General features: G+C 68.5%; 15 protein-coding genes, 2 rRNA genes and 1 riboswitch. Of the genes, 3 read left to right on the forward strand and 14 right to left on the reverse strand.

What is annotated here, in order from left to right; all coding sequences use genetic code 11:
- Positions 1-153: 153 nt before the first annotated feature.
- A complete protein-coding gene (locus N5I75_RS31425; protein ID WP_476683092.1) occupies positions 154-1,674 on the reverse strand; it encodes a glutamate-cysteine ligase family protein in 1,521 nt (506 codons plus the stop codon).
- Positions 1,675-2,199: 525 nt separating this feature from the next.
- On the opposite strand from N5I75_RS31425, the gene N5I75_RS31430 reads away from it, so the two are divergent.
- Together N5I75_RS31430 and N5I75_RS31435 are read left to right on the forward strand one after the other, a co-directional pair.
- A complete protein-coding gene (locus N5I75_RS31430; RefSeq protein ID WP_476683093.1) occupies positions 2,200-2,796 on the forward strand; it encodes a hypothetical protein in 597 nt (198 codons plus the stop codon).
- Between the two features lie 329 nt (positions 2,797-3,125).
- A complete protein-coding gene (locus N5I75_RS31435; protein ID WP_476683095.1) occupies positions 3,126-3,323 on the forward strand; it encodes a DUF5999 family protein in 198 nt (65 codons plus the stop codon).
- Positions 3,324-3,399: 76 nt separating this feature from the next.
- On the opposite strand, the gene gcvP is transcribed toward N5I75_RS31435, so the two are convergent.
- A complete protein-coding gene (gcvP, locus tag N5I75_RS31440; protein ID WP_476683097.1) occupies positions 3,400-6,285 on the reverse strand; it encodes an aminomethyl-transferring glycine dehydrogenase in 2,886 nt (961 codons plus the stop codon).
- Between the two features lie 196 nt (positions 6,286-6,481).
- Positions 6,482-6,576, reverse strand: a riboswitch (glycine riboswitch).
- Positions 6,577-6,755: 179 nt separating this feature from the next.
- Between gcvP and N5I75_RS31445 the strand changes: the two genes are divergently transcribed.
- The gene (locus tag N5I75_RS31445) at positions 6,756-7,130 is read left to right on the forward strand and encodes a PRC-barrel domain-containing protein (protein ID WP_476683099.1); all 375 of its coding nucleotides are present in this window, start codon (positions 6,756-6,758) and stop codon (positions 7,128-7,130) included.
- A gap of 678 nt (positions 7,131-7,808) precedes the next feature.
- Here the strand turns inward: N5I75_RS31445 and N5I75_RS31450 are convergent.
- From N5I75_RS31450 to N5I75_RS31505, 12 genes are all read right to left on the reverse strand, one after another.
- Positions 7,809-9,215: a DNA polymerase IV gene (locus N5I75_RS31450; RefSeq protein ID WP_476683101.1), complete on the reverse strand. Its 1,407-nt coding sequence runs from the start codon at positions 9,213-9,215 to the stop codon at positions 7,809-7,811.
- Positions 9,216-9,544: 329 nt separating this feature from the next.
- A complete protein-coding gene (locus N5I75_RS31455) occupies positions 9,545-10,171 on the reverse strand; it encodes a MerR family transcriptional regulator (RefSeq protein ID WP_476683103.1) in 627 nt (208 codons plus the stop codon).
- Between the two features lie 156 nt (positions 10,172-10,327).
- Entirely contained in the window at positions 10,328-10,801 is a 474-nt protein-coding gene (locus tag N5I75_RS31460) for a bifunctional nuclease family protein (protein ID WP_347731313.1), read from the reverse strand.
- An 86-nt stretch (positions 10,802-10,887) separates the two neighbouring features.
- The gene (gene ftsR / locus N5I75_RS31465; protein ID WP_476683105.1) at positions 10,888-11,616 is read right to left on the reverse strand and encodes a transcriptional regulator FtsR; all 729 of its coding nucleotides are present in this window, start codon (positions 11,614-11,616) and stop codon (positions 10,888-10,890) included.
- 23 nt (positions 11,617-11,639) lie between these two features.
- Entirely contained in the window at positions 11,640-12,566 is a 927-nt protein-coding gene (locus tag N5I75_RS31470) for an FHA domain-containing protein (RefSeq protein WP_476683153.1), read from the reverse strand.
- Positions 12,567-12,648: 82 nt separating this feature from the next.
- Positions 12,649-13,539: a DUF881 domain-containing protein gene (locus N5I75_RS31475; protein ID WP_476683107.1), complete on the reverse strand. Its 891-nt coding sequence runs from the start codon at positions 13,537-13,539 to the stop codon at positions 12,649-12,651.
- A 5-nt stretch (positions 13,540-13,544) separates the two neighbouring features.
- Entirely contained in the window at positions 13,545-13,877 is a 333-nt protein-coding gene (locus N5I75_RS31480) for a small basic family protein (protein WP_031069011.1), read from the reverse strand.
- Positions 13,874-14,779: a DUF881 domain-containing protein gene (locus N5I75_RS31485; protein WP_476683109.1), complete on the reverse strand. Its 906-nt coding sequence runs from the start codon at positions 14,777-14,779 to the stop codon at positions 13,874-13,876. The genes N5I75_RS31480 and N5I75_RS31485 overlap by 4 nt, the downstream gene beginning before the upstream one ends.
- A gap of 102 nt (positions 14,780-14,881) precedes the next feature.
- Entirely contained in the window at positions 14,882-17,377 is a 2,496-nt protein-coding gene (locus N5I75_RS31490) for a sugar phosphate nucleotidyltransferase (RefSeq protein ID WP_476683111.1), read from the reverse strand.
- A gap of 113 nt (positions 17,378-17,490) precedes the next feature.
- Entirely contained in the window at positions 17,491-18,099 is a 609-nt protein-coding gene (gene clsA, locus N5I75_RS31495; protein ID WP_476683113.1) for a cardiolipin synthase ClsA, read from the reverse strand.
- Positions 18,100-18,234: 135 nt separating this feature from the next.
- A 5S ribosomal RNA gene (gene rrf / locus N5I75_RS31500) occupies positions 18,235-18,351 on the reverse strand.
- A gap of 87 nt (positions 18,352-18,438) precedes the next feature.
- Positions 18,439-20,321: ribosomal RNA gene (locus N5I75_RS31505) — 23S ribosomal RNA — on the reverse strand; the annotation flags it as partial.

The raw sequence follows: 20,321 nt of genomic DNA on the forward strand, positions 1-20,321 counted from the left end.
GGACACCGACAAGGACGAGGTCGAGCAGATCGCCGAGGCGACCGGCGGCTCCGGCCACCAGGTCAGCGACCCGGCCGACATCCAGCAGGTCATCCTCAAGGCCATCGTCCAGGCGGGCGCCAAGAGCAACTGACCACCGTGCCCGGGACTCGCTCAGCCGAGCGGGACAGCGGGCGTCGGCAGGCCCACGGGCCAGGTGTGCACGGGCTCCCCCGAGTGCATCAGCTCGGCGTACCGGCGCGTGGTCGCCGCGAGCGCCGCCTCCCGCTCCAGGCCGCTCTCCAGGGCCCGGTGGTACGTCGCCGCCTGCCAGGACGCGCCGTTCATCCGCCGCTCGCAGCGCCCCTCGATGACACCGAGGTAGAAGTCGCGGTCGGCGGGTTCGACCCCCCACGCGTCGAGCCCGGCCGCCGCGAGCGGCAGCAGCTCGTCCCGTACGAGGGTGGTGGCCGCCACCTGCTCGGTGCCGCCGCGCCTGCCCTGGCGCGGCCACTCCAGATGCGCGTCGATCCCGAGGCGGCAGGCGGTGTCGAAGTTGCGCGCGGCGGCGTCGAACGACAGCCGCGACCACACCGGGCGCGGCTCCTCCGCGAGCGCCCGTACGAGCCCGTAGTAGAAGGCGGTGTTGGCGACGACATCGGTGACGGTGGGCCCGGCCGGCAGCACGCGGTTCTCCACGCGCAGGTGCGGGACGCCGTCGGCGATGTCGTAGACGGGCCGGTTCCAGCGGTACACGGTGCCGTTGTGCAGGACCATCTCGGCGAGGGTCGGCACGCCGCCCTTGTCGAGCACCTCGAGCGGCTGTTCGTCGTCCAGGAGGGGAAGGAGCGGCGGGAAGTACTTCAGGTTCTCCTCGAACAGGTCGTACGCCGAGTCGATCCACCGCTCCCCGAACCAGGTGCGCGGCCTTACCCCCTGCGCCTGCAGCTCGGGCGGGCGCACGTCCGTGGACTGCTGGAACAGCGGGGGCCGCGACTCCCGCCACACCTCGCGCCCGAAGAGGAACGGCGAATTGGCCCCCATCGCGATCTGCACCCCGGCGACCGCCTGCGCCGCGTTCCACACCGCGGCGAACCGGTTCGGCGTGACCTGGAGGTGCAGCTGAACGGACGTGCAGGCCGCCTCCGGCACGATCGAGGAGGACGTGGTGGTCAGGCGCTCCACACCGTCGATGTCGAGCTGGAACTCCTCACCGCGCGCGGCGACCATCTGCTCGTTGAGCAAGGTGTAGCGGTCGACGTCCGACAGGTTCGCGGAGACGAGATCGTCGGGCTGCAACGTCGGCAGAATGCCGATCATCACGATCCCCGCATGGACCTCGTTCGCCTTTCGGTGGGCATAGTTGAGGCCCGTGCGCAGCTCCTCGGCGAGCTGGTCGAGAACGCGGCCGCCGAGCCGGTGCGGGGCAATGTTCACTTCGAGATTGAACATCGCGAGTTCCGTCTGGAAATCCCGGCTCGCGATGCGTTCGAGAACTTCCGCATTCATCATTCGCGGCAGCCCGTCGGGCCCCGCGAGATTCAGCTCGATCTCCAGTCCCATGAGGTTTTTGGGGCGGTCGAACCGCTTCTCCTCCAGGAGTCGCCCGAGCCCCTCCAGGCACTCCTTCACCTTCTGGCGGTAGCGCCGCCGATCCGCCGGATCGACCGCGCCCGCAGCGACCTTCTCCCCCATGGGAGCTTCCTTCCTCGCCAGGGCAGCCCGATGATCCGGCCGCGTGTCACGGTGGATGATGCCCCACAGATGTGATCGATAACGCCCCGCGCGGGTCCACGGAGCAGTACGCTCACAGCGCTTACCCCCAGGCACATTCCCTAGGCATGCAGCTTTTCGCAGATTCATCTACGAACATCTGGTAAAAAACGCCGACGAGATTCAGCCGTCCGCCCGAACGGGCAAAGTGCAGGTCAAGAGGGCGAGGTCCGCGAGAAATCGGCGTGACACCGACAAAACACCGTCCGGGTGACGTCCTGAAGGCACCTTGCGGACACCTGACGCACTGCTAGCGGAAACATCGTGTGAACACGCGTCGTATAAACTCCGCGGACGAGACAGAGAGTTGGCGCCAGTGCCGAGGCCCCCGCCCCCTCTGATTCGCGTAACGCAGCGCACTTCCGCGCACCGAGCAGCAGACAGCGCCGTCCGCTCTTCCCGCACCGCCCTCGCACCACGTGCCTGTCGAATGAGAGGCGACCCACCATGCCGCTGCATGTCCCCCCGGCTCCCGCGCCCGCTCTCCGTACCGTCCTCACCGCTCTGGGTTCCCCCACCGCGGTCCGTGAGGCCCGCACCCCGTCCCTGCGCGCCGCGCAGGGCCCCGTGAACCCCGAACTCCCCCTGCCCGTCTACGTGTTGGACCGCATCACCGAGACCACCGCCGCGGGCGGCCTGCCCTCGCCCGCCCGCCTCACCGGCTGGCGCTTCCTGGTCCGCTGCGGCGACCGGGCGGTGGCCGCCGCCGACACCATGCTCACCCCGGACGGCTGGGCCTTCTCGCACTTCTTCGAAGGCCCCTACGTGAAGTCCACCGAGCGCGCCCTGCGCCAGGCCGAACCCCTGCCGGGCACCTACCAGCCGCGGCTGCTCTCGGTCCCGGAGCTGTACATGCTCACCCTGTGGCTGCACGGCGACCACACGGCGGACACGGCCGACGGCATCCCGGCGGCCGACGACATCCTGGTCCCCCTCGCACCCGCGCCACCGGGCATAGCCGCCCACCGCCCGCACCGTGTCGCGGAACTCCTCCCGGTCCTGGCCCTGCGCCTGACCCCGTCGCGAGCCGCCCTGCTCGCGTAGTCCCGCGCGCACCCTGTGCCCCGCGCCGACGCCGTCCGGCCGCGGGGCACAGCCATGCCACCACCGGACCAGAACCTGTCCCGGCGGACTAGTCCGCTCCGGCCACCCCGAACCACCCGAAGAGGCCGTGCAGTTGGACTGAACCGCCCGCAAGGGTGACGCGTCTGAATCCAGTGAGGACCGCTGCTACGAAATCCCTGCGGATTGACGCCCACAGGGCAACACTGGGTTCCGGACCGACCGAAACGGGGGCGGCCATGAACAAGAGTTCACGCCGCAGCACAGACGCCGACATCATCGAGATCACTACGCAGCGAAAGAACCTACCCATGTGCCAGCACCAGCCGTCGTGCCCCACAGCAGAATCCGCGGACAGGGAGGCCGCCCTTCCGGTGGCTCACCACCCGGAGCAGGGCTGGAGCCTGCTGTGCAACGGGGTTCTGCTCTTCGAGGACACCGGGGAACTCCTCCCCAACGGCACGATCATCGCCCCGCACCGCCCGCTGGCAGTAGTAACAGCGGCCTAGGGGCAAGCGCCCCAGGGGCGCGGGGAACTGCGCGCCCAGCCACGACGAACGGCTGGCCGCGCAGTCACCCAAGCCCTCACGCCTCGTAGGCGTCCAAGGGCGGGCACGAACACACCAGATTCCGGTCACCGAAGGCCTGGTCAATACGCCGGACAGGCGGCCAGTACTTGTCAGAGGCAGCAACACCCGCAGGGAAGACCGCTTCCTCGCGGCTGTACGCGTGCGCCCACTCGGAACCGAGCATCCCGGCCGTGTGCGGAGCATTCCGCAGGGGGTTGTCGTCCGCCGGCCACTCGCCGGAGGCGACCCGGTCGACCTCGCCGCGGATGGCGATCATCGCGTCGCAGAACCGGTCGAGCTCGTCGATGTCCTCGCTCTCGGTCGGCTCGATCATCAGCGTCCCCGCCACCGGGAACGACATGGTCGGCGCGTGGAACCCGTAGTCGATGAGGCGCTTGGCGATGTCGTCGACGGTCACGCCGGTCGCCTTCGACAGCGGCCGCAGATCGATGATGCACTCGTGCGCGACGAGCCCGCCGGGGCCGGTGTACAGCACCGGGAAGTGCGGTTCGAGCCGCTTGGCGATGTAGTTGGCGGAGAGCACGGCGACCTGCGTCGCCCGCTTGAGACCCTCGCCGCCCATGAGCCGCACGTACGACCAGGAGATCGGGAGGATGCCGGCCGAGCCCCACGGCGCGGCCGAGATCGGGCCGACGCCGGTCTCGGGGCCCGCGGCCGGCTGCATCGGGTGGTTCGGCAGGTACGGCGCGAGGTGCGCGCGCACACCGACGGGACCGACGCCGGGGCCGCCGCCGCCGTGCGGGATGCAGAACGTCTTGTGCAGGTTCAGGTGCGAGACGTCGCCGCCGAAGTGCCCCGGCTTGGCGAGCCCGACCAGCGCGTTGAGGTTGGCGCCGTCCACGTAGACCTGGCCGCCCGCGTCGTGCACGGCGGCGCAGATGTCAGCGACGTGCTCCTCGAAGACGCCGTGCGTCGACGGGTACGTGATCATGAGCACGGACAGCTCGTCGGCGTACTGCTCGATCTTGGCGCGCAGGTCCTCGACTTCGATCTCGCCGTCGTCGGCGGTCTTCACGACGACGACCTTCATGCCGGCCATCACGGCGCTCGCGGCGTTGGTGCCGTGCGCGGAGGACGGGATGAGGCAGACGGTGCGCTGCTCGTCGCCGTTGGCGCGGTGGTAGCCGCGGACGGCGAGAAGACCGGCCAGCTCGCCCTGCGAACCGGCGTTCGGCTGCAGCGACACCTTGTCGTACCCGGTGACCTCGGCGAGGCGCTCCTCCAGCTCCGTGATGAGCGTCAGGTAGCCCTGCGCCTGCTCGGCCGGGGCGAAGGGGTGCAGCTGGCCGAACTCGGGCCAGGTCACCGGCTCCATCTCGGTCGTCGCGTTCAGCTTCATCGTGCAGGAGCCCAGCGGAATCATGCCGCGGTCCAGCGCGTAGTCACGGTCGGCGAGCCTGCGTAGGTAGCGCAGCATCGCGGTCTCGGAGCGGTGCTGGTGGAAGACGGGATGCGTAAGGATCTCGTCGCCGCGCAGCGCCGACGCGGGCAGCACGTCGGCGACCTCGGCGTCCAGCGCCTCGATGTCCCCCTCGACGCCGAAGGCGCCCCAGACGATGTGCAGCTGGCTGCGGGTGGTGGTCTCGTCGCAGGCCACGGAGACGTGGTCGGCGTCAACCTGGCGCAGGTTGACCCCGCGCTCGCGCGCGGCCCGCACCACCTGAGCGGCCTGACCCGGTACCCGTACGGTCACGGTGTCGAAGTACGTCCCGTGCACGACCTCGACGCCGCCCGCCGTCAGACCGGCGGCGAGGAGGGTGGCGTAGCGGTGGGTGCGCTGTGCGATGGAGCGCAGGCCGTCGGGCCCGTGGTAGACGGCGTACATGCCGGCCATGACGGCGAGCAGGACCTGCGCCGTACAGATGTTGCTCGTGGCCTTCTCGCGGCGGATGTGCTGTTCGCGCGTCTGCAGGGCGAGGCGGTACGCCTTGTTGCCGTCGGCGTCGACGGAGACACCGACGAGGCGGCCGGGCAGGGAGCGGGCGAACTTCTCGCGCACGGCCATGTATCCGGCGTGCGGACCGCCGAAGCCCATCGGGACGCCGAACCGCTGGGTCGTGCCGACCGCGATGTCGGCGCCCAGCTCGCCGGGCGAGGTGAGCAGCGTGAGGGCGAGCAGGTCGGCGGCGACGGTGACGACGGCGCCGAGGTCGTGCGCCTGGTCGATCACGGGCTTGATGTCGCGCACGGCACCGGAGGCGCCCGGGTACTGCACGAGCACGCCGACGACACCGCGCTCCGCGACCTCGGCGGGGATGCCGTCACTGAGGTCGGCGACGACGATCTCGACGCCGGTCGGCTCGGCGCGCGTCTGTATCACGGCGGTGGTCTGCGGCAGCGCGTCGGCGTCGACCACGTACACGCCGTTCTTGACCTTGCCAATGCGCCGCGACAGGGCCATGGCCTCGGCGGCGGCGGTGCCCTCGTCGAGCAGCGAGGCGCCGGAGGTCGGCAGTCCGGTCAGCTCCGCGACCATCGTCTGGAAGTTGAGCAGCGCCTCGAGGCGGCCTTGCGAGATCTCCGGCTGGTAGGGCGTGTAGGCCGTGTACCAGGAGGGGTTCTCCATGACGTTGCGCAGGATGACGGGCGGCGTGAACGTCCCGTAGTAGCCGAGGCCGATCATCGAACCGAGCACCTGGTTGCGGTCGGCGAGGGAGCGCAGCTCGGCGAGGACCTCGGCCTCGGTCCGGGCGGCGGGCAGCTCCAACGCCTCGGCGCTCTTGATCACATCCGGCACCGCGGCCGCCGTCAGCTCGTCGAGCGAGCCGTAGCCGACCTGCGCGAGCATCTTGGCCTGCGCGGCGTCATCCGGACCGATGTGGCGCTGCTCGAACGGGATCCCCTGTTCAAGGGCGGAAAGCGGAGTGCGGTTGGCGGTCATTGCGGAGGCCTCCTGGTCACTACGACCTGCGAGGGGCACCACGGCGCGGGTGCCCGGACGGCCTCCCCCTCTGTCATCTCAACCTGAGAGCTTCACCGGCCCGCCCCGTACACCTGTCGAACGCTGTACGGAACACGCCGGCTTTCACCGTCGGTGAGGGTGGGTCACGTGCCCCCGCCCTGCTTTCCAGAGTGACCTCGTCCGTGCGGTACGTGGGCCTGAGAGATTCCGGGGAGGATTTGCTCCTTCGGCGCCTCCGACCTCGGTCGGAGACTCTCCCGCACAGGGTCAGCAGCCGCTTGCCAGCGTACCAGCGGCAGTATGACCAAAGCCCCCGAGTGGCCGCCTTGTCAGAAGTGCTCTTTCGTAGTGCTTACCACCGATTTCGTAGCGCTTATGGACCAGTTCGTCGCCACCGCTCGAGCGAGTCTGTAGCGTTTCCCGACGAGTCGCGACCTGCTGGAGGGCCCGTGCAGACCGACATCGATCCGCGCAACCTGATCGGCCGCAAAGCGTTCGACCGCAACGGAACCAAGATCGGCACGATCGACGAGGTCTACCTCGACGACGCCACCGGCATCCCGGAATGGGCGGCGATACGCACCGGCCTCTTCAGCCGCGACGCCTTCATCCCGCTGGCCCCCAGCCACCTCGTCGACGGCACCCTGCGCGTCCCCTTCGAACGCGCCCTGATCAAGGACTCCCCCGACTTCGGCGTGGGCCGCCACCTCTCCCCCCAGCAAGAACTCCAGCTCTACCACCACTACGGCCTGGACACGACGGTCCCACCACCCCCGGACACCACCTTCGGCCACATAGCAACCCCCGACCCCGAACACCCCTAACCCCAGCCTCCAGCCTCCAGCGGCCAGGCCCCCGCCGCTGCGACTCCGTCCCACTGCTGCTCGACAACGCCGACCTCACCGCCGGCACCCTGCCTCACACCTCACTCACCCGACAGCCAGGCCCCACCACGGACACCGCCCCACGAGCCCCTCGGCATCGATCGCCCCGGCCCCGGTGCCCGCCCGCCCCTCACCAAGCGCCCGGCGCCTCGCGGCTGACACAGCACTCCGAGCCCTTCGGCATCGATCGCCCCGGCCCCGGTGCCCGCCCGCCCCTCACCAAGCGCCCAGCGCCTCACCGCTGACACCGCACTCCGAGCCTCGGAAGCGACTGCCCCGCCTCCACCGTGACCGGCGCCCTGCTTCGCCCCTTCCCTTGGCGGCCAGGCCCGCCACCGAACGCGGCTCCAGCCCCTGCGAAATGGCCTCCCTGAATCCGGGTGGCCGGCCATCCCAGGCCTCCGCCGCCGAGACTGCGCTCGGGCCCCGGAAGAGGCCGCCCCGAGATTCCGGTGACCGGCCACCCTTACGCAGCGCCCGGCCCCGCCGCCGACACCGCACTCCGAGCCCCCTCGAAAGCGGCCACCCCGGACCCGGTGACCCTCCACCCCTGGGCCGCGCCCAGCAGCGCCCCACACACCCCGCGGCACTTTCCAGCGCCCCCTCCCATGCCGCCCCTCAGGACACCTCCCGCACCCCCGGCTCCTCCACCCCTTCCACCCCTTCCACCAGCGGCAACGGATCCGCCGGCTCCAGCAGCGGGTCGTCCACCAGGAACGTCCGTACCCGGCCGGGGACCTCCTCGTACGGGGTCTCGAAGCGGACCGTCACCCGCCCGAGGCCGCTCCCCTGGACCCAGCCGGGACCGTACTCCGCGTGCCGGACGTCGTTCCCGGCCATGTACCGCCGCTCGACCGGCACGGCAGGCACGGCAGGCACCTCCACCGGCTCGGCCCGCTCCTCCGGCACCTCAAGCTCCGCGTCCCGCGCACCCCGCCCCTCCTCCTCGGCGGCAGCCGCCTGCGCGAACAGGTCCTCCTGCGTGAAGTCGGCGAGGCCGCTCACGCCGACCCCGAGCAGACGCACCCCGCCCGTCGTGTCCACGGCCTCCAGAAGCCGCGCGGCAGCCTCCCGCACCACCCCGGGGTCGTCCGTGGGCCCCCGCAGCGTCTCGGAGCGCGTCAGCGTGGAGAAGTCGTAGCGCCGCACCTTCAGGACCACGGTCCGCCCCGACCGCCCGGCCGCCCGCAGCCGCTCCACACACCGGTCGGCGAGCCGCTGCACCTCGGCCCGCACCCGTACCCGCTCGTGGATGTCCACGTCGTACGTGTCCTCGACCGACACGGACTTGGAGTCCCGCTCGGCGACGACGGGCCGCTCATCATGCGCCAGTGCCATGGCATACAGATGCGCCCCGTGCGACTTCCCGAGCAGCCGCACCAGCTCGTCCTCCCCCGCCTCCGCGATCTCCGCGACGGTGAGGATGCCGGCCCGCCGCAGATGGTCACCGGTGGCAGGCCCGACCCCGGGCAGGATCCGTACGGACTTCGGGCCGAGCAGCGCCCGCTCGGTTCCGGGCCGTATCAGCACGAGCCCGTTCGGCTTGGCCTCCTCGGAGGCGATCTTCGCCAGCATCTTGGACGCGGCGAGCCCGACGGACCCGGTGAGCCCGGTGACCCGCCGGATGTCGGCCCGCAACCGCACCCCGACCGCCTCGGCGGACGCCTCGTCCCAGGCCACCTCACCGGCCTCCAGATCGACGAACGCCTCGTCCAGGCTCAACGGCTCCACCAGCGGCGAAAGCTCCCGCAGAAGCCCCATCACCTGCTCGCTGATCTCCCGGTACAGCCGGAACCGCGGCACCAGATACGCGGCGTGCGGGGCGAGCCGCCGCGCCTGCCCCATCGGCATCGCGGAATGCACCCCGAACTTCCGCGCCTCGTACGACGCCGTGGCCACGACACCGCGCGGCCCGAGCCCGCCCACGACCACGGCCTTCCCACGCAGGCTCGGCTTGGCCGCCTGCTCCGCCGAGGCGTAGAAGGCGTCCATGTCGAGATGCAGGATCGTCGGCGCGGCTCTCACGTCACCGATGCTGCCCTACGCCACTGACAACGGGCCGCGCACCACTGAAAACGGAGCCCCGCGCCACGGCCCAAGGGACCGTGCACCACTGAGAACGGGTCATTGCGCCACCGCCCACACGGCCGTGCACCACTGAGAACGGAGCCCTACGCCACCGCCCACACGGCCACGCGCCACCGACAACGGAGCCCTACGCCACCGCCCACACGGCCGCGCACCACTGAGAATGCGGCCCCGCCACCGCCCACACGGCCGCGCGCCACCGACAACGAAACCCTGCGCCACCGCCCACACGGCCGCGCACCGCCGACCACACGGCCCCGCAACCGTCACACGGCCCGGTTCCGCCGCCTCGCCAGCTCATCCGCCGGATTGTTCCCGACCAGCGTCTCGCCCGTGTCCACCCGCTCCCCGTGCAGCTGCGAAAGGGCGCGGTCCACGTCCCGCCAGACCACACCCACCGCGATACCGAAGATCCCCTGCCCGCCCTGGAGCAGCTCGTGCACCTCGGCGGGCGACGTGCACTCGTACACGGTCGCGCCGTCGCTCATCAGCGTCATGCGCTCGAGATCGCGGAAGCCCTGCTCCCGCAGGTGCTGCACGGCCGTGCGGATGTTCTGCAGCGACACCCCGGTGTCGAGGAACCGCTTGACGACCTTCAGGACGACGACGTCCCGGAAGCTGTAGAGCCGCTGTGTCCCCGACCCGTACGCGGCCCGCACGCTCGGCTCGACCAGACCGGTCCTGGCCCAGTAGTCGAGTTGTCGATAAGTGATGCCGGCCGCCGCGCACGCGGTCGGCCCGCGATATCCGATCTGCTCGGACGCCGCGTCGCCGCTCTCCCCCGCCCCCGGCACCGCAGACACTGTCTGCGGGCGCTGCGGAGTGTGATCGGCCGTGCTGCCGTGAAACGAGTACGGACCGCCCGTCGCCGTACCGTCGCCGCTGCTTCTCACGCCGACCTCCTCTGTGACCTGCCTTCTCGACGGTAGGCAGTCACAAGGGGTGCGTCAACGAACGCCACACTCGCCACGCCGAGTGATAATCACCCTACGAGTGGTTTCCCGTGTCCCGCCGCGGGGAAAGGCTAGCCGAATGCGGCAAAACGGGCGCTACTGGCTGTTGGTCCCGAAGTCCTCGGGTGAGATCTGGTCGAGGAACTCGCGGAACTTCTCCACCTCGTCCTCCTGCTCGTCCGGGATCGCGATCCCCGCGTCGTCCAGGACCCCGTCGCTGCCGAAGATCGGCGTCCCGGTGCGCAGCGCGAGCGCTATGGCGTCGGACGGGCGGGCGCTGACCTCGACCCCGCTCGCGAACACCAGCTCCGCGTAGAAGACCCCGTCCCGCAGGTCGGTGATGCGTACTTCGGTGAGCTCCTGCCCGACCGCCTCCAGCACGTCCTTGAACAGGTCGTGCGTCAGCGGTCGCGCCGGGGCCATGCCCTGCTGGGCGAAGGCGATCGCCGTCGCCTCCCCCGGTCCGATCCAGATGGGGAGGTAACGGTCGCCTCCCACTTCACGCAGGAGCACGATCGGCTGGTTGGAGGGCATTTCCACCCGGACACCTACGACGTCGAGCTCGTTCACACAGCAACCCTAGGACGTGCCCGGCCGGTTTGGGTAGTCGGGCATGCGCCGCGGCCGGGGCCCACGGCTTCCGCCCACCCCTGCGATCAGGGCAGACGCACACCAAGTGCAGTTTGCACCAAAGCGGCGTGCAGCCGCACGGTGAGGCCCGCCAGTTCCTTGGCCCGCGCCTGCGCGAGGGCCCTGGTCTGCGGATTGCGGTGCACCTTGAGCGGCGCGACGACGGAGTCGACGAGCCCGGCCTCCCGGTCCGCGGCCGCCCGCATCACCCGCAGGTGGCGCGGTTCGATGCCGAACCGGCCGAGCTCGCCCACCAGCTCGGCGACCGATACGGCCGTGGCGTCGTAACCGCCGTCCGGCAACGGGGCGATGAGCCCGTACGACTCCCACTCGTCGAGGTCCCCCTCGTCGATCCCCGCGGCGGCGAGCAGCTCGTCCCGGCCCACGCGCGCGGCCGTGGGAGCGCTCTCGGCGTCCTCCGCGGCGTCACCGGGCCTCCCCGGGGGCGCGGACGGCGTCTCGCCCCGCTCCAGGGCGTCGAGCTGCTCCTTGATGACCTTCAGGGGCAGATAGTGGTCCCGCTGCATCCGCAGGACGTGGGCGAGGCGCTCGACGTCGTCCGCGCTGAACTTGCGGTAGCCCGACGGCGTCCGCTGCGGCTCGACGAGGCCCTCGGACTCCAAGAACCTGATCTTGGAGATGGTGACCTCGGGAAACTCTTCGCGCAACACGTTCAGTACGGTGCCGATGCTCATCGACCGACTGCCCGCGGTGGCGGTGCCCGATCCGGCACCGCCCCTCGGTGTATGAAGCATGGACCTTCCTGAGGTTGGCTGGGTCAGATACCCCGCTGGCTCGCGTAGAAGACCAGCCGGTACTTGCCGATCTGCACCTCGTCACCGTTGTTCAGCAGCACCGAGTCGATGCGCTCACGGTTCACGTACGTCCCGTTGAGGCTGCCGACGTCGGAGACGGTGAAGGAGCCGTCCTGCTGGCGACGGAACTCCACGTGGCGGCGCGACACGGTCACGTCGTCGAGGAAGATGTCGCTCTGCGGGTGGCGCCCCGCCGTGGTGAGGTCGCCGTCCAGGAGGAAGCGGCTGCCGGAGTTCGGACCCCGGCGCACCACCAGGAGCGCGGAGCCCAGCGGCAGCGCGTCCACCGCGGCCTGCGCCTCGGGCGACAGGGTCGGCAGCTGCGTCTGCCCCGTGGCCTCGGGGTCGTAGGACTCGAGACCCGAGATGGAGATCGTGGACGTCGTCTCCGACGGACCCTCGGGCACGGCACCGCCGCGCAGCGGCGCACCGCAGTTGGAGCAGAACCGGCTGTTCTCGCCGTTGCGGTTCCCGCACCTCGTACACACCAGGGCAGACATGGACGGATCCTCCTGCCGCGGCTGCCCCGCGGGGGCCTGGGACGCGTACGGGCCGGAGCCGAACTGTCCACCCGTACCTGAGGCTGACGGTTCCCCGAAACCTATGCGGCCGCCACCGGCAGGGTCAACAGACGACGCGCCCTGGCCACCCACCTGGTCCCGGAACAGGGGGCGCTCGCCCACCTGCGTCTCCGGCACATCTCCCTGGCGCGACGCACGGTGACGGTTGTCCTCACGCGCGCTCTTGCCGAACAACTTCGCAAACAACTTCACGGGCGATTCCCCTTGACCGAAACAGACCCGCCCGTGGGGCAGGACGAACCCTGACTGCACACATCGGCGTACATCATGGACACGGACATCCTCACAACGTCCGGATCCGCCAAACAGTTTCCACCACACACCCCGTCTTGGGTGCGGCGACCCCCCGCAACCTCATGCCCTTGCACGACATCCCCCATGCGCCTTCGCCTCACTCGGAGGACGACCGAGCGTAATCAGGCTGCCGCGCCGCCCGCAAGGCGTCCACGACGATCTTCTGGGAGCGGTTCACCACCACGGTGGCCTGCTCCTTCTCCAGCGTCTGCACCACACCTCCGGGGATGTTGAGGGCCGGCTCGAGGTCCTGCGGCTTGCCGATCACCTTGAAGACGTACGGCTGGCCGATCTTGTGCCCGTCCACGCTGACCCCCTTCCCTCCACTCGCGTCCGTCAGATACGTGTTGGCCACGACGCGTACGTCGTTCACCTGGATCGCCTCGGCGCCCGCCGCCCGCAGCTCCTGCACCGCGTCGAGCAGCATGTCCGCCTCGACGGCACCCTTCGGGTCGGTGACCGTCAGGGTGATCCCGGGGCCCTGCGCGGCCACGGTGCCCGCGAGGATGCCGAGCTGCTTCTCCTTCTCGACCGTCTGCTTGCGGGCCTCCTCGGCCTGGTCCGAGCTGTTCTCCAGCTCGGTCCGCTGGTCCTCGAGACCTTGCTTCTCATCTTCCAGACGTTGAGTGCGGTCATCGAGTTCATCGAGGATACGAACAAGATCTTCTTGTCGTGCGCCGCGCAACGCGCTGTTGTCGTCGCTGTTGGACCTCACCTGGATGGCGAGCCCCAGACCGAGGACGAACAGCAGCACGGCGACGGTCAGTTGCGCGCGCGACACGCGCGGCGGCCACAGCCCCTGCACGAGCCGCTGCCGCCCGGTGAGCCCCGCCTCGCCGCCCGGCTCGGGCGCCGTCCCCTGTGCGGGCGCCGCACTGCTCACCGGGACCTCGGCGGGCAGCTCCTTGCGGTACCGGTGCTGCTCCGCGCCCTCGGCGTGCTTGCCGTGCCCTGTGTTGTCGGCGTGTTTCCCGTGCTCCGTACTCATCGGCGTCACGCCCTGAAGACGTGCCGGCGGATGGCGGCCGCGTTGGAGAAGATGCGGATGCCGAGCACGACGACGACACCGGTGGACAGCTGCGCCCCGACACCCAGCTTGTCGCCCAGGAAGACGATGAGCGCGGCCACGACCACGTTCGACAGGAACGACACGACGAACACCTTGTCGACGAAGATCCCGTCCAGCATGGCGCGCAGCCCGCCGAACACCGCGTCGAGCGCCGCGACGACGGCGATCGGGAGGTAGGGCTCCACCACCGCCGGCACCTCGGGCCGGACGAACAACCCGACCACGACTCCCACGACGAGGCCCAGTACGGCGATCACGATGTGCCCTTCTGCTCTGCTCTCGGCTGTGCTGTACGTACGATCACGCTGGGCGCGGCGGGCAGCTGGACGTCGTCCTGGGCCGAGATACTGGTCCGGATCCCGAAGTTCTCCTGCAGGGCGTGCAGATACAGCCCGTCGGAACTGTTCTGGAACCGGGTGCTCAGCCGCCCGCCGTCCCCCACCGCGAGCACCGTGTACGGCGGCACCAGCGGTTTGTTGTCGACCAGTATCGCGTCACCCGCGGCCCTGATCGCGGACAGGGCCGTCAGCCGCTGCCCGTTGATGCTGACGGCCTCGGCGCCGGACTCCCACAGACCGTTGATCACGCGCTGCATGTCGCGGTCGCGCACCCGCCCGGTGTCGGAGAACCCGGCGCTCTCCCGCGGCCCGCTCCCGCCGCCGGACTCCGCCGACTTGGCGTCGTCGACGACGAGTTTGACCCCGGGCCCGTGCACGGGGATGGCGCCCGACAGGACGCCCATCAACTCGCCCTGCTCGCCGCCGTGTTTCTTCAGCGCCTCGCGCTGCATCTCCCCCACATCGGTCCGCAGCGAGTCGACCTGGCCCTCCAACCTGTCGGCGGAGGCGGTCTCCTCGTCGATGCGGTCGATCAGCTCCTCGCGCTCCTTGGCCACGACCGGCGCGGCGACCCGGGCCTGAGCGGCTCCCACGGTCACCACCAGCGCGGCGAGCACAAGTCCGGCCGCGAGCCCCAGCTTCGCGCGCAGCGTCTTGGGCATTCCGCTCTGCCCGGAAGCCTGCATACGGGCCGTCGCCTCCGCGTACCCGTCGTCCAGGCTGTGGTCCATGACGTTGGTCAGCAGCGACATGGAGGCGTCGGGGCGCGGAGGGCGCTGAGGAGTGCTCCGAACGGGGGGCTGCTGCGGCATGCCGCACATCGTCGCACGTCGCGGCCGTTACCTCCGAATGGCCCCGTCGGCGCGCCGGTCGGCACCCGTGAAGGGCACCGACCGGACTGTCCACCGCGTACGGCTACGGCTTCAGCGACCCGCGCTGTCCACCACGGCCGCCCACTCGTCGAGCAGCTGCTGCGCCGAGGCGTCGTCGGGGCCCTCGGCCCACAGGTGCGTGACGGCCTCGGCCGGGTCGGGCAGGACCATGACCCAGCGCCCGTCCGCCTCGACGACCCGCACCCCGTCGGTGGTGTCCACGGACCGCTCGCCCGCCTCCTCCACGACGCGGCGCATGACAAGGCCCTTGACGGCCCACGGGGTCGCCAGATCGCGCTTGAGGACGTGCGCCCGCGGGATACGGGCGTCGATCTGGCTCAGCGTCAGCTGCGTCCGCGCGACCAGGCCGATCAGCCGCACAAAGGCCGCCGTCCCGTCGAACACACTGCTGAACTCCGGAATGATGAACCCGCCGCGGCCGTCGCCGCCGAAGATGGTCTCGTCCTCGCGGCCCACGCGCGTGAGGTCGTCGGGCGAGGTGTTCGTCCACTCGACCTGCGTGCCGTGGTACGCGGCCACCTGCTCCGCGATCCGTGTGGTCGTCACGGGCAGAGCGACCCGCCCGCTGCGCCGCTCGGCGGCGACGAGGTCGAGCATCACGAGCAGCGCCCGGTCGTCCTCGACGATCCGCCCCTTCTCGTCGACGAGCGAGAGCCGCTCGCCGACCGGGTCGAACCGCACGCCGAACGCGGCCCGCGCCGACGCCACGATCTCCCCGAGCCGCACGAGCCCGGCCCGCCGGGCATCGGCCGTCTCGGTGGGCCGCGACTCGTCGAGCCCCGGGTTGATCGTCAGCGAGTCGACACCGAGACGTCCGAGGAGGCTCGGCAGCACAAGGCCGGCGCTGCCGTTGGACGCGTCGACGACGACCTTGAGCCCGGCCTCGGCGATCCCGGTCGTGTCCACGTTCCGCAGCAGGGACCCGGTGTACGAGTCGAACACGCTGGACGGGAAGTGCAGGTCCCCGATCTCCCCCGGGAAGGCACGCCGGTACTCCTGCCGCGCGAACACCCGGTCGAGCTTGCGCTGGCTGGCCTGCGACAAGTCGGCCCCGCGCTCGTCGAAGAACATGATGTCGACGGAGTCGGGCACACCCGGCGTCGTACGGATCATGATGCCGCCGGCGCTGCCGCGGGCGGTCTGCTGCCTGGCGACCGGCAGCGGCACGTTCTCCAGGTCCCGTACGTCGATGGCGCTGGCCTGCAGAGCGGAGATGACGGCCCGCTTCAGCGCACGCGCACCACGCGAGTGGTCACGTGCGGTGGTGACGGTCGACCCCTTCTTCAGGGTCGTCGCATACGCGCCCGCGAGGCGGACGGCCAGCTCGGGCGTGATCTCCACGTTCAGGATGCCGGAGACGCCACGGGCGCCGAACAGATGCGCCTGTCCGCGGGACTCCCAGATCACGGAGGTGTTGACGAAGGCGCCGGCCTCGACCGTCTTGAACGGGTAGACCCGCACGTTGCCCTGAACGATCGATTCTTCACCGACCAGGCACTCGTCGCCGATGACGGCGCCGTCCTCGATCCGCGCGGCCCGCATGATGTCGGTGTTCTTGCCGACGACGCAGCCGCGCAGATTGCTCTGCTGTCCGATGTAGACGTTGTCGTGGACGACGGCCTTGTGCAGAAAGGCTCCGCTCTTCACGACGACGTTGGAGCCGACGACGGTGTGCTCGCGGATCTCCACATCGGCTTCGACCTTGGCGTAGTCACCGATGTAGAGCGGACCACGCAGCGTCGCGTCGGGGTGCACCTCGGCACCCTCGGCGACCCAGACGCCCGGCGAGATCTCGAACCCGTCGATCTCGACGTCGACCTTGCGCTCCAGGACGTCCGCCTGGGCCTTCACGTAGCTCTCGTGGGTACCTACGTCCTCCCAGTACCCCTCGGCCACGTAGCCGTAGATCGGCTTGCCTTCCTTCATCAGCTGCGGGAAGACGTCACCGGACCAGTCCACGGACTTGTCGGCCTCGACGTAGTCGAAGACCTCGGGCTCCATGACGTAGATGCCGGTGTTGACCGTGTCGGAGAAGACCTGGCCCCAGGTCGGCTTCTCGAGGAAGCGCTCGACCTTGCCCTCCTCGTCGACGATGGTGATTCCGAATTCCAGCGGATTGGGGACACGCGTCAGACAGACGGTGACGAGTGCTCCCTTTTCCTTGTGGAAATTGATGAGTTCGGTGAGGTCGAAATCGGTCAGGGCGTCACCGGAGATGACGAGGAACGCGTCGTCCTTCAGCGCTTCCTCAGCGTTCTTCACGCTGCCGGCGGTGCCGAGTGGCTTCTCCTCATTGGCATAGGTGAGCTCCATACCGAGCTCCTCGCCATCCCCGAAGTAGTTCTTGACCAGTGAGGCCAGGAACTGCACAGTGACCACGGTTTCGGTAAGCCCATGCCGCTTGAGCAGCCTGAGCACGTGCTCCATGATCGGCCGGTTGGCCACCGGCAGGAGCGGCTTGGGCATACTCGAGGTCATGGGGCGAAGGCGGGTGCCCTCGCCTCCGGCCATCACGACGGCCTTCATGTCGGAAGCGTCCTCCTTGAAAGAGTCGACGGTCCGGCCGACTTCGCTCACCTGATAACCCGCAGTTTCTCTTGTGCGGGCCGTCCGGCTTCAGCGAAGACCGAATGGCGAGCTCAATCAGCCGTGGAGTCCGCCCTGACAAGTCGGCGGACTTGGACCATGTACAGGATCCCTGCCCACCAATACAGGGTTGTACCCCAACCGGCGAACGCCCATCCGAAAATAGCAGCGAGTTCATGGACCCACCCGTCTCCGTCACTGAGAAGCAGCAGCGGGAACGCGTACATCAGGTTGAACGTGGCGGCCTTGCCGAGGAAGTTCACCTGCGGCGGCGGATAGCCGTGGCGGCGGAGGATCCCCACCATCACCAGGAGAACCAGCTCACGCGCCAGCAGTATGGCGGTCAGCCAAATGGGAAGAATCTCCCGCCAGGTCAGCCCGACCAGGGTCGACAGAATGTAGAGCCGGTCGGCGGCGGGGTCGAGTAGCCGGCCCAGGTTGCTGATCTGGTTCCAGCGGCGGGCCAGCTTCCCGTCGAGATAGTCGCTGATCCCGCTGAGCGCGAGCACCAGCAGTGCCCAGCCGTCGCTCTTGGGCCCGCCGAACTCAGGCCTGAGGATGAGCCACAGGAAGAGGGGCACGCCGACGAGACGCGCCATGCTGAGGATGTTCGGGATGGTGAGCACCCGGTCCGTCTGGACACGGGTCTCCTGGACCTCCACCCGGGGGCCTCCTGTGGGGAAACGAGCCAACGATGCCCCCTGACTTTACCCTCAGCCCCGCCGGGCCCGAGCAGGGGGTGCCGCGAACGCAGAAAAGCCCCGTGCCATCGGCACGGGGCTTTCCCTTAACAAATAGTTCGGCGGCGTCCTACTCTCCCACAGGGTCCCCCCTGCAGTACCATCGGCGCTGTGAGGCTTAGCTTCCGGGTTCGGAATGTAACCGGGCGTTTCCCTCACGCTATGACCACCGAAACACTATGAAACTGTCAACCGCACCGCATGTGACCTTATGCGGGGTTGTTCGTGGTTTCAGAACCAACACAGTGGACGCGAGCAACTGAGGACAAGCCCTCGGCCTATTAGTACCAGTCACCTCCACCCGTTACCGGGCTTCCAGATCTGGCCTATCAACCCAGTCGTCTACTGGGAGCCTTAACCCCTCATGGGGGTGGGAGTCCTCATCTCGAAGCAGGCTTCCCGCTTAGATGCTTTCAGCGGTTATCCTTTCCGAACGTAGCCAACCAGCCATGCCCTTGGCAGGACAACTGGCACACCAGAGGTTCGTCCGTCCCGGTCCTCTCGTACTAGGGACAGCCCTTCTCAAGACTCCTACGCGCACAGCGGATAGGGACCGAACTGTCTCACGACGTTCTAAACCCAGCTCGCGTACCGCTTTAATGGGCGAACAGCCCAACCCTTGGGACCGACTCCAGCCCCAGGATGCGACGAGCCGACATCGAGGTGCCAAACCATCCCGTCGATATGGACTCTTGGGGAAGATCAGCCTGTTATCCCCGGGGTACCTTTTATCCGTTGAGCGACGGCGCTTCCACAAGCCACCGCCGGATCACTAGTCCCGACTTTCGTCCCTGCTCGACCCGTCGGTCTCACAGTCAAGCTCCCTTGTGCACTTACACTCAACACCTGATTACCAACCAGGCTGAGGGAACCTTTGGGCGCCTCCGTTACTCTTTAGGAGGCAACCGCCCCAGTTAAACTACCCATCAGACACTGTCCCTGATCCGGATCACGGACCCAGGTTAGACATCCAGCACGACCAGAGTGGTATTTCAACGACGACTCCCCCGAACTGGCGTCCAGAGTTCACAGTCTCCCACCTATCCTACACAAGCCGAACCGAACACCAATATCAAACTGTAGTAAAGGTCCCGGGGTCTTTCCGTCCTGCTGCGCGAAACGAGCATCTTTACTCGTAGTGCAATTTCACCGGGCCTATGGTTGAGACAGTCGAGAAGTCGTTACGCCATTCGTGCAGGTCGGAACTTACCCGACAAGGAATTTCGCTACCTTAGGATGGTTATAGTTACCACCGCCGTTTACTGGCGCTTAAGTTCTCAGCTTCGCACACCCGAAAGTGCACTAACCGGTCCCCTTAACGTTCCAGCACCGGGCAGGCGTCAGTCCGTATACATCGCCTTACGGCTTCGCACGGACCTGTGTTTTTAGTAAACAGTCGCTTCTCGCTGGTCTCTGCGGCCACCCCCAGCTCAGACAGTAAATGTCATCACCGGTGATGGCCCCCCTTCTCCCGAAGTTACGGGGGCATTTTGCCGAGTTCCTTAACCATAGTTCACCCGAACGCCTCGGTATTCTCTACCTGACCACCTGAGTCGGTTTAGGGTACGGGCCGCCATGAAACTCGCTAGAGGCTTTTCTCGACAGCATAGGATCATCCACTTCACCACAATCGGCTCGGCATCAGGTCTCAGCCTTGATGTGCGACGGATTTACCTACCGCACGGCCTACACCCTTACCCCGGGACAACCACCGCCCGGGCTGGACTACCTTCCTGCGTCACCCCATCACTCACCTACTACCAGATCGGGCCGGCGGCTCCACCACTTTCCTTTCCCCGAAGGGTCCGGAACGGCTTCACGGCCTTAGCATCACTGGATTCGATGTTTGACGCTTCACAGCGGGTACCGGAATATCAACCGGTTATCCATCGACTACGCCTGTCGGCCTCGCCTTAGGTCCCGACTTACCCTGGGCAGATCAGCTTGACCCAGGAACCCTTAGTCAATCGGCGCACACGTTTCTCACGTGTGTATCGCTACTCATGCCTGCATTCTCACTCGTGAACCGTCCACCACTAGCTTCCGCTGCGGCTTCACCCGGCACACGACGCTCCCCTACCCATCCATACACCCGTTGGGGCTGTTGCATGAATGACACGACTTCGGCGGTACGCTTGAGCCCC

Source organism: Streptomyces sp. R818 (genome assembly GCF_056172735.1).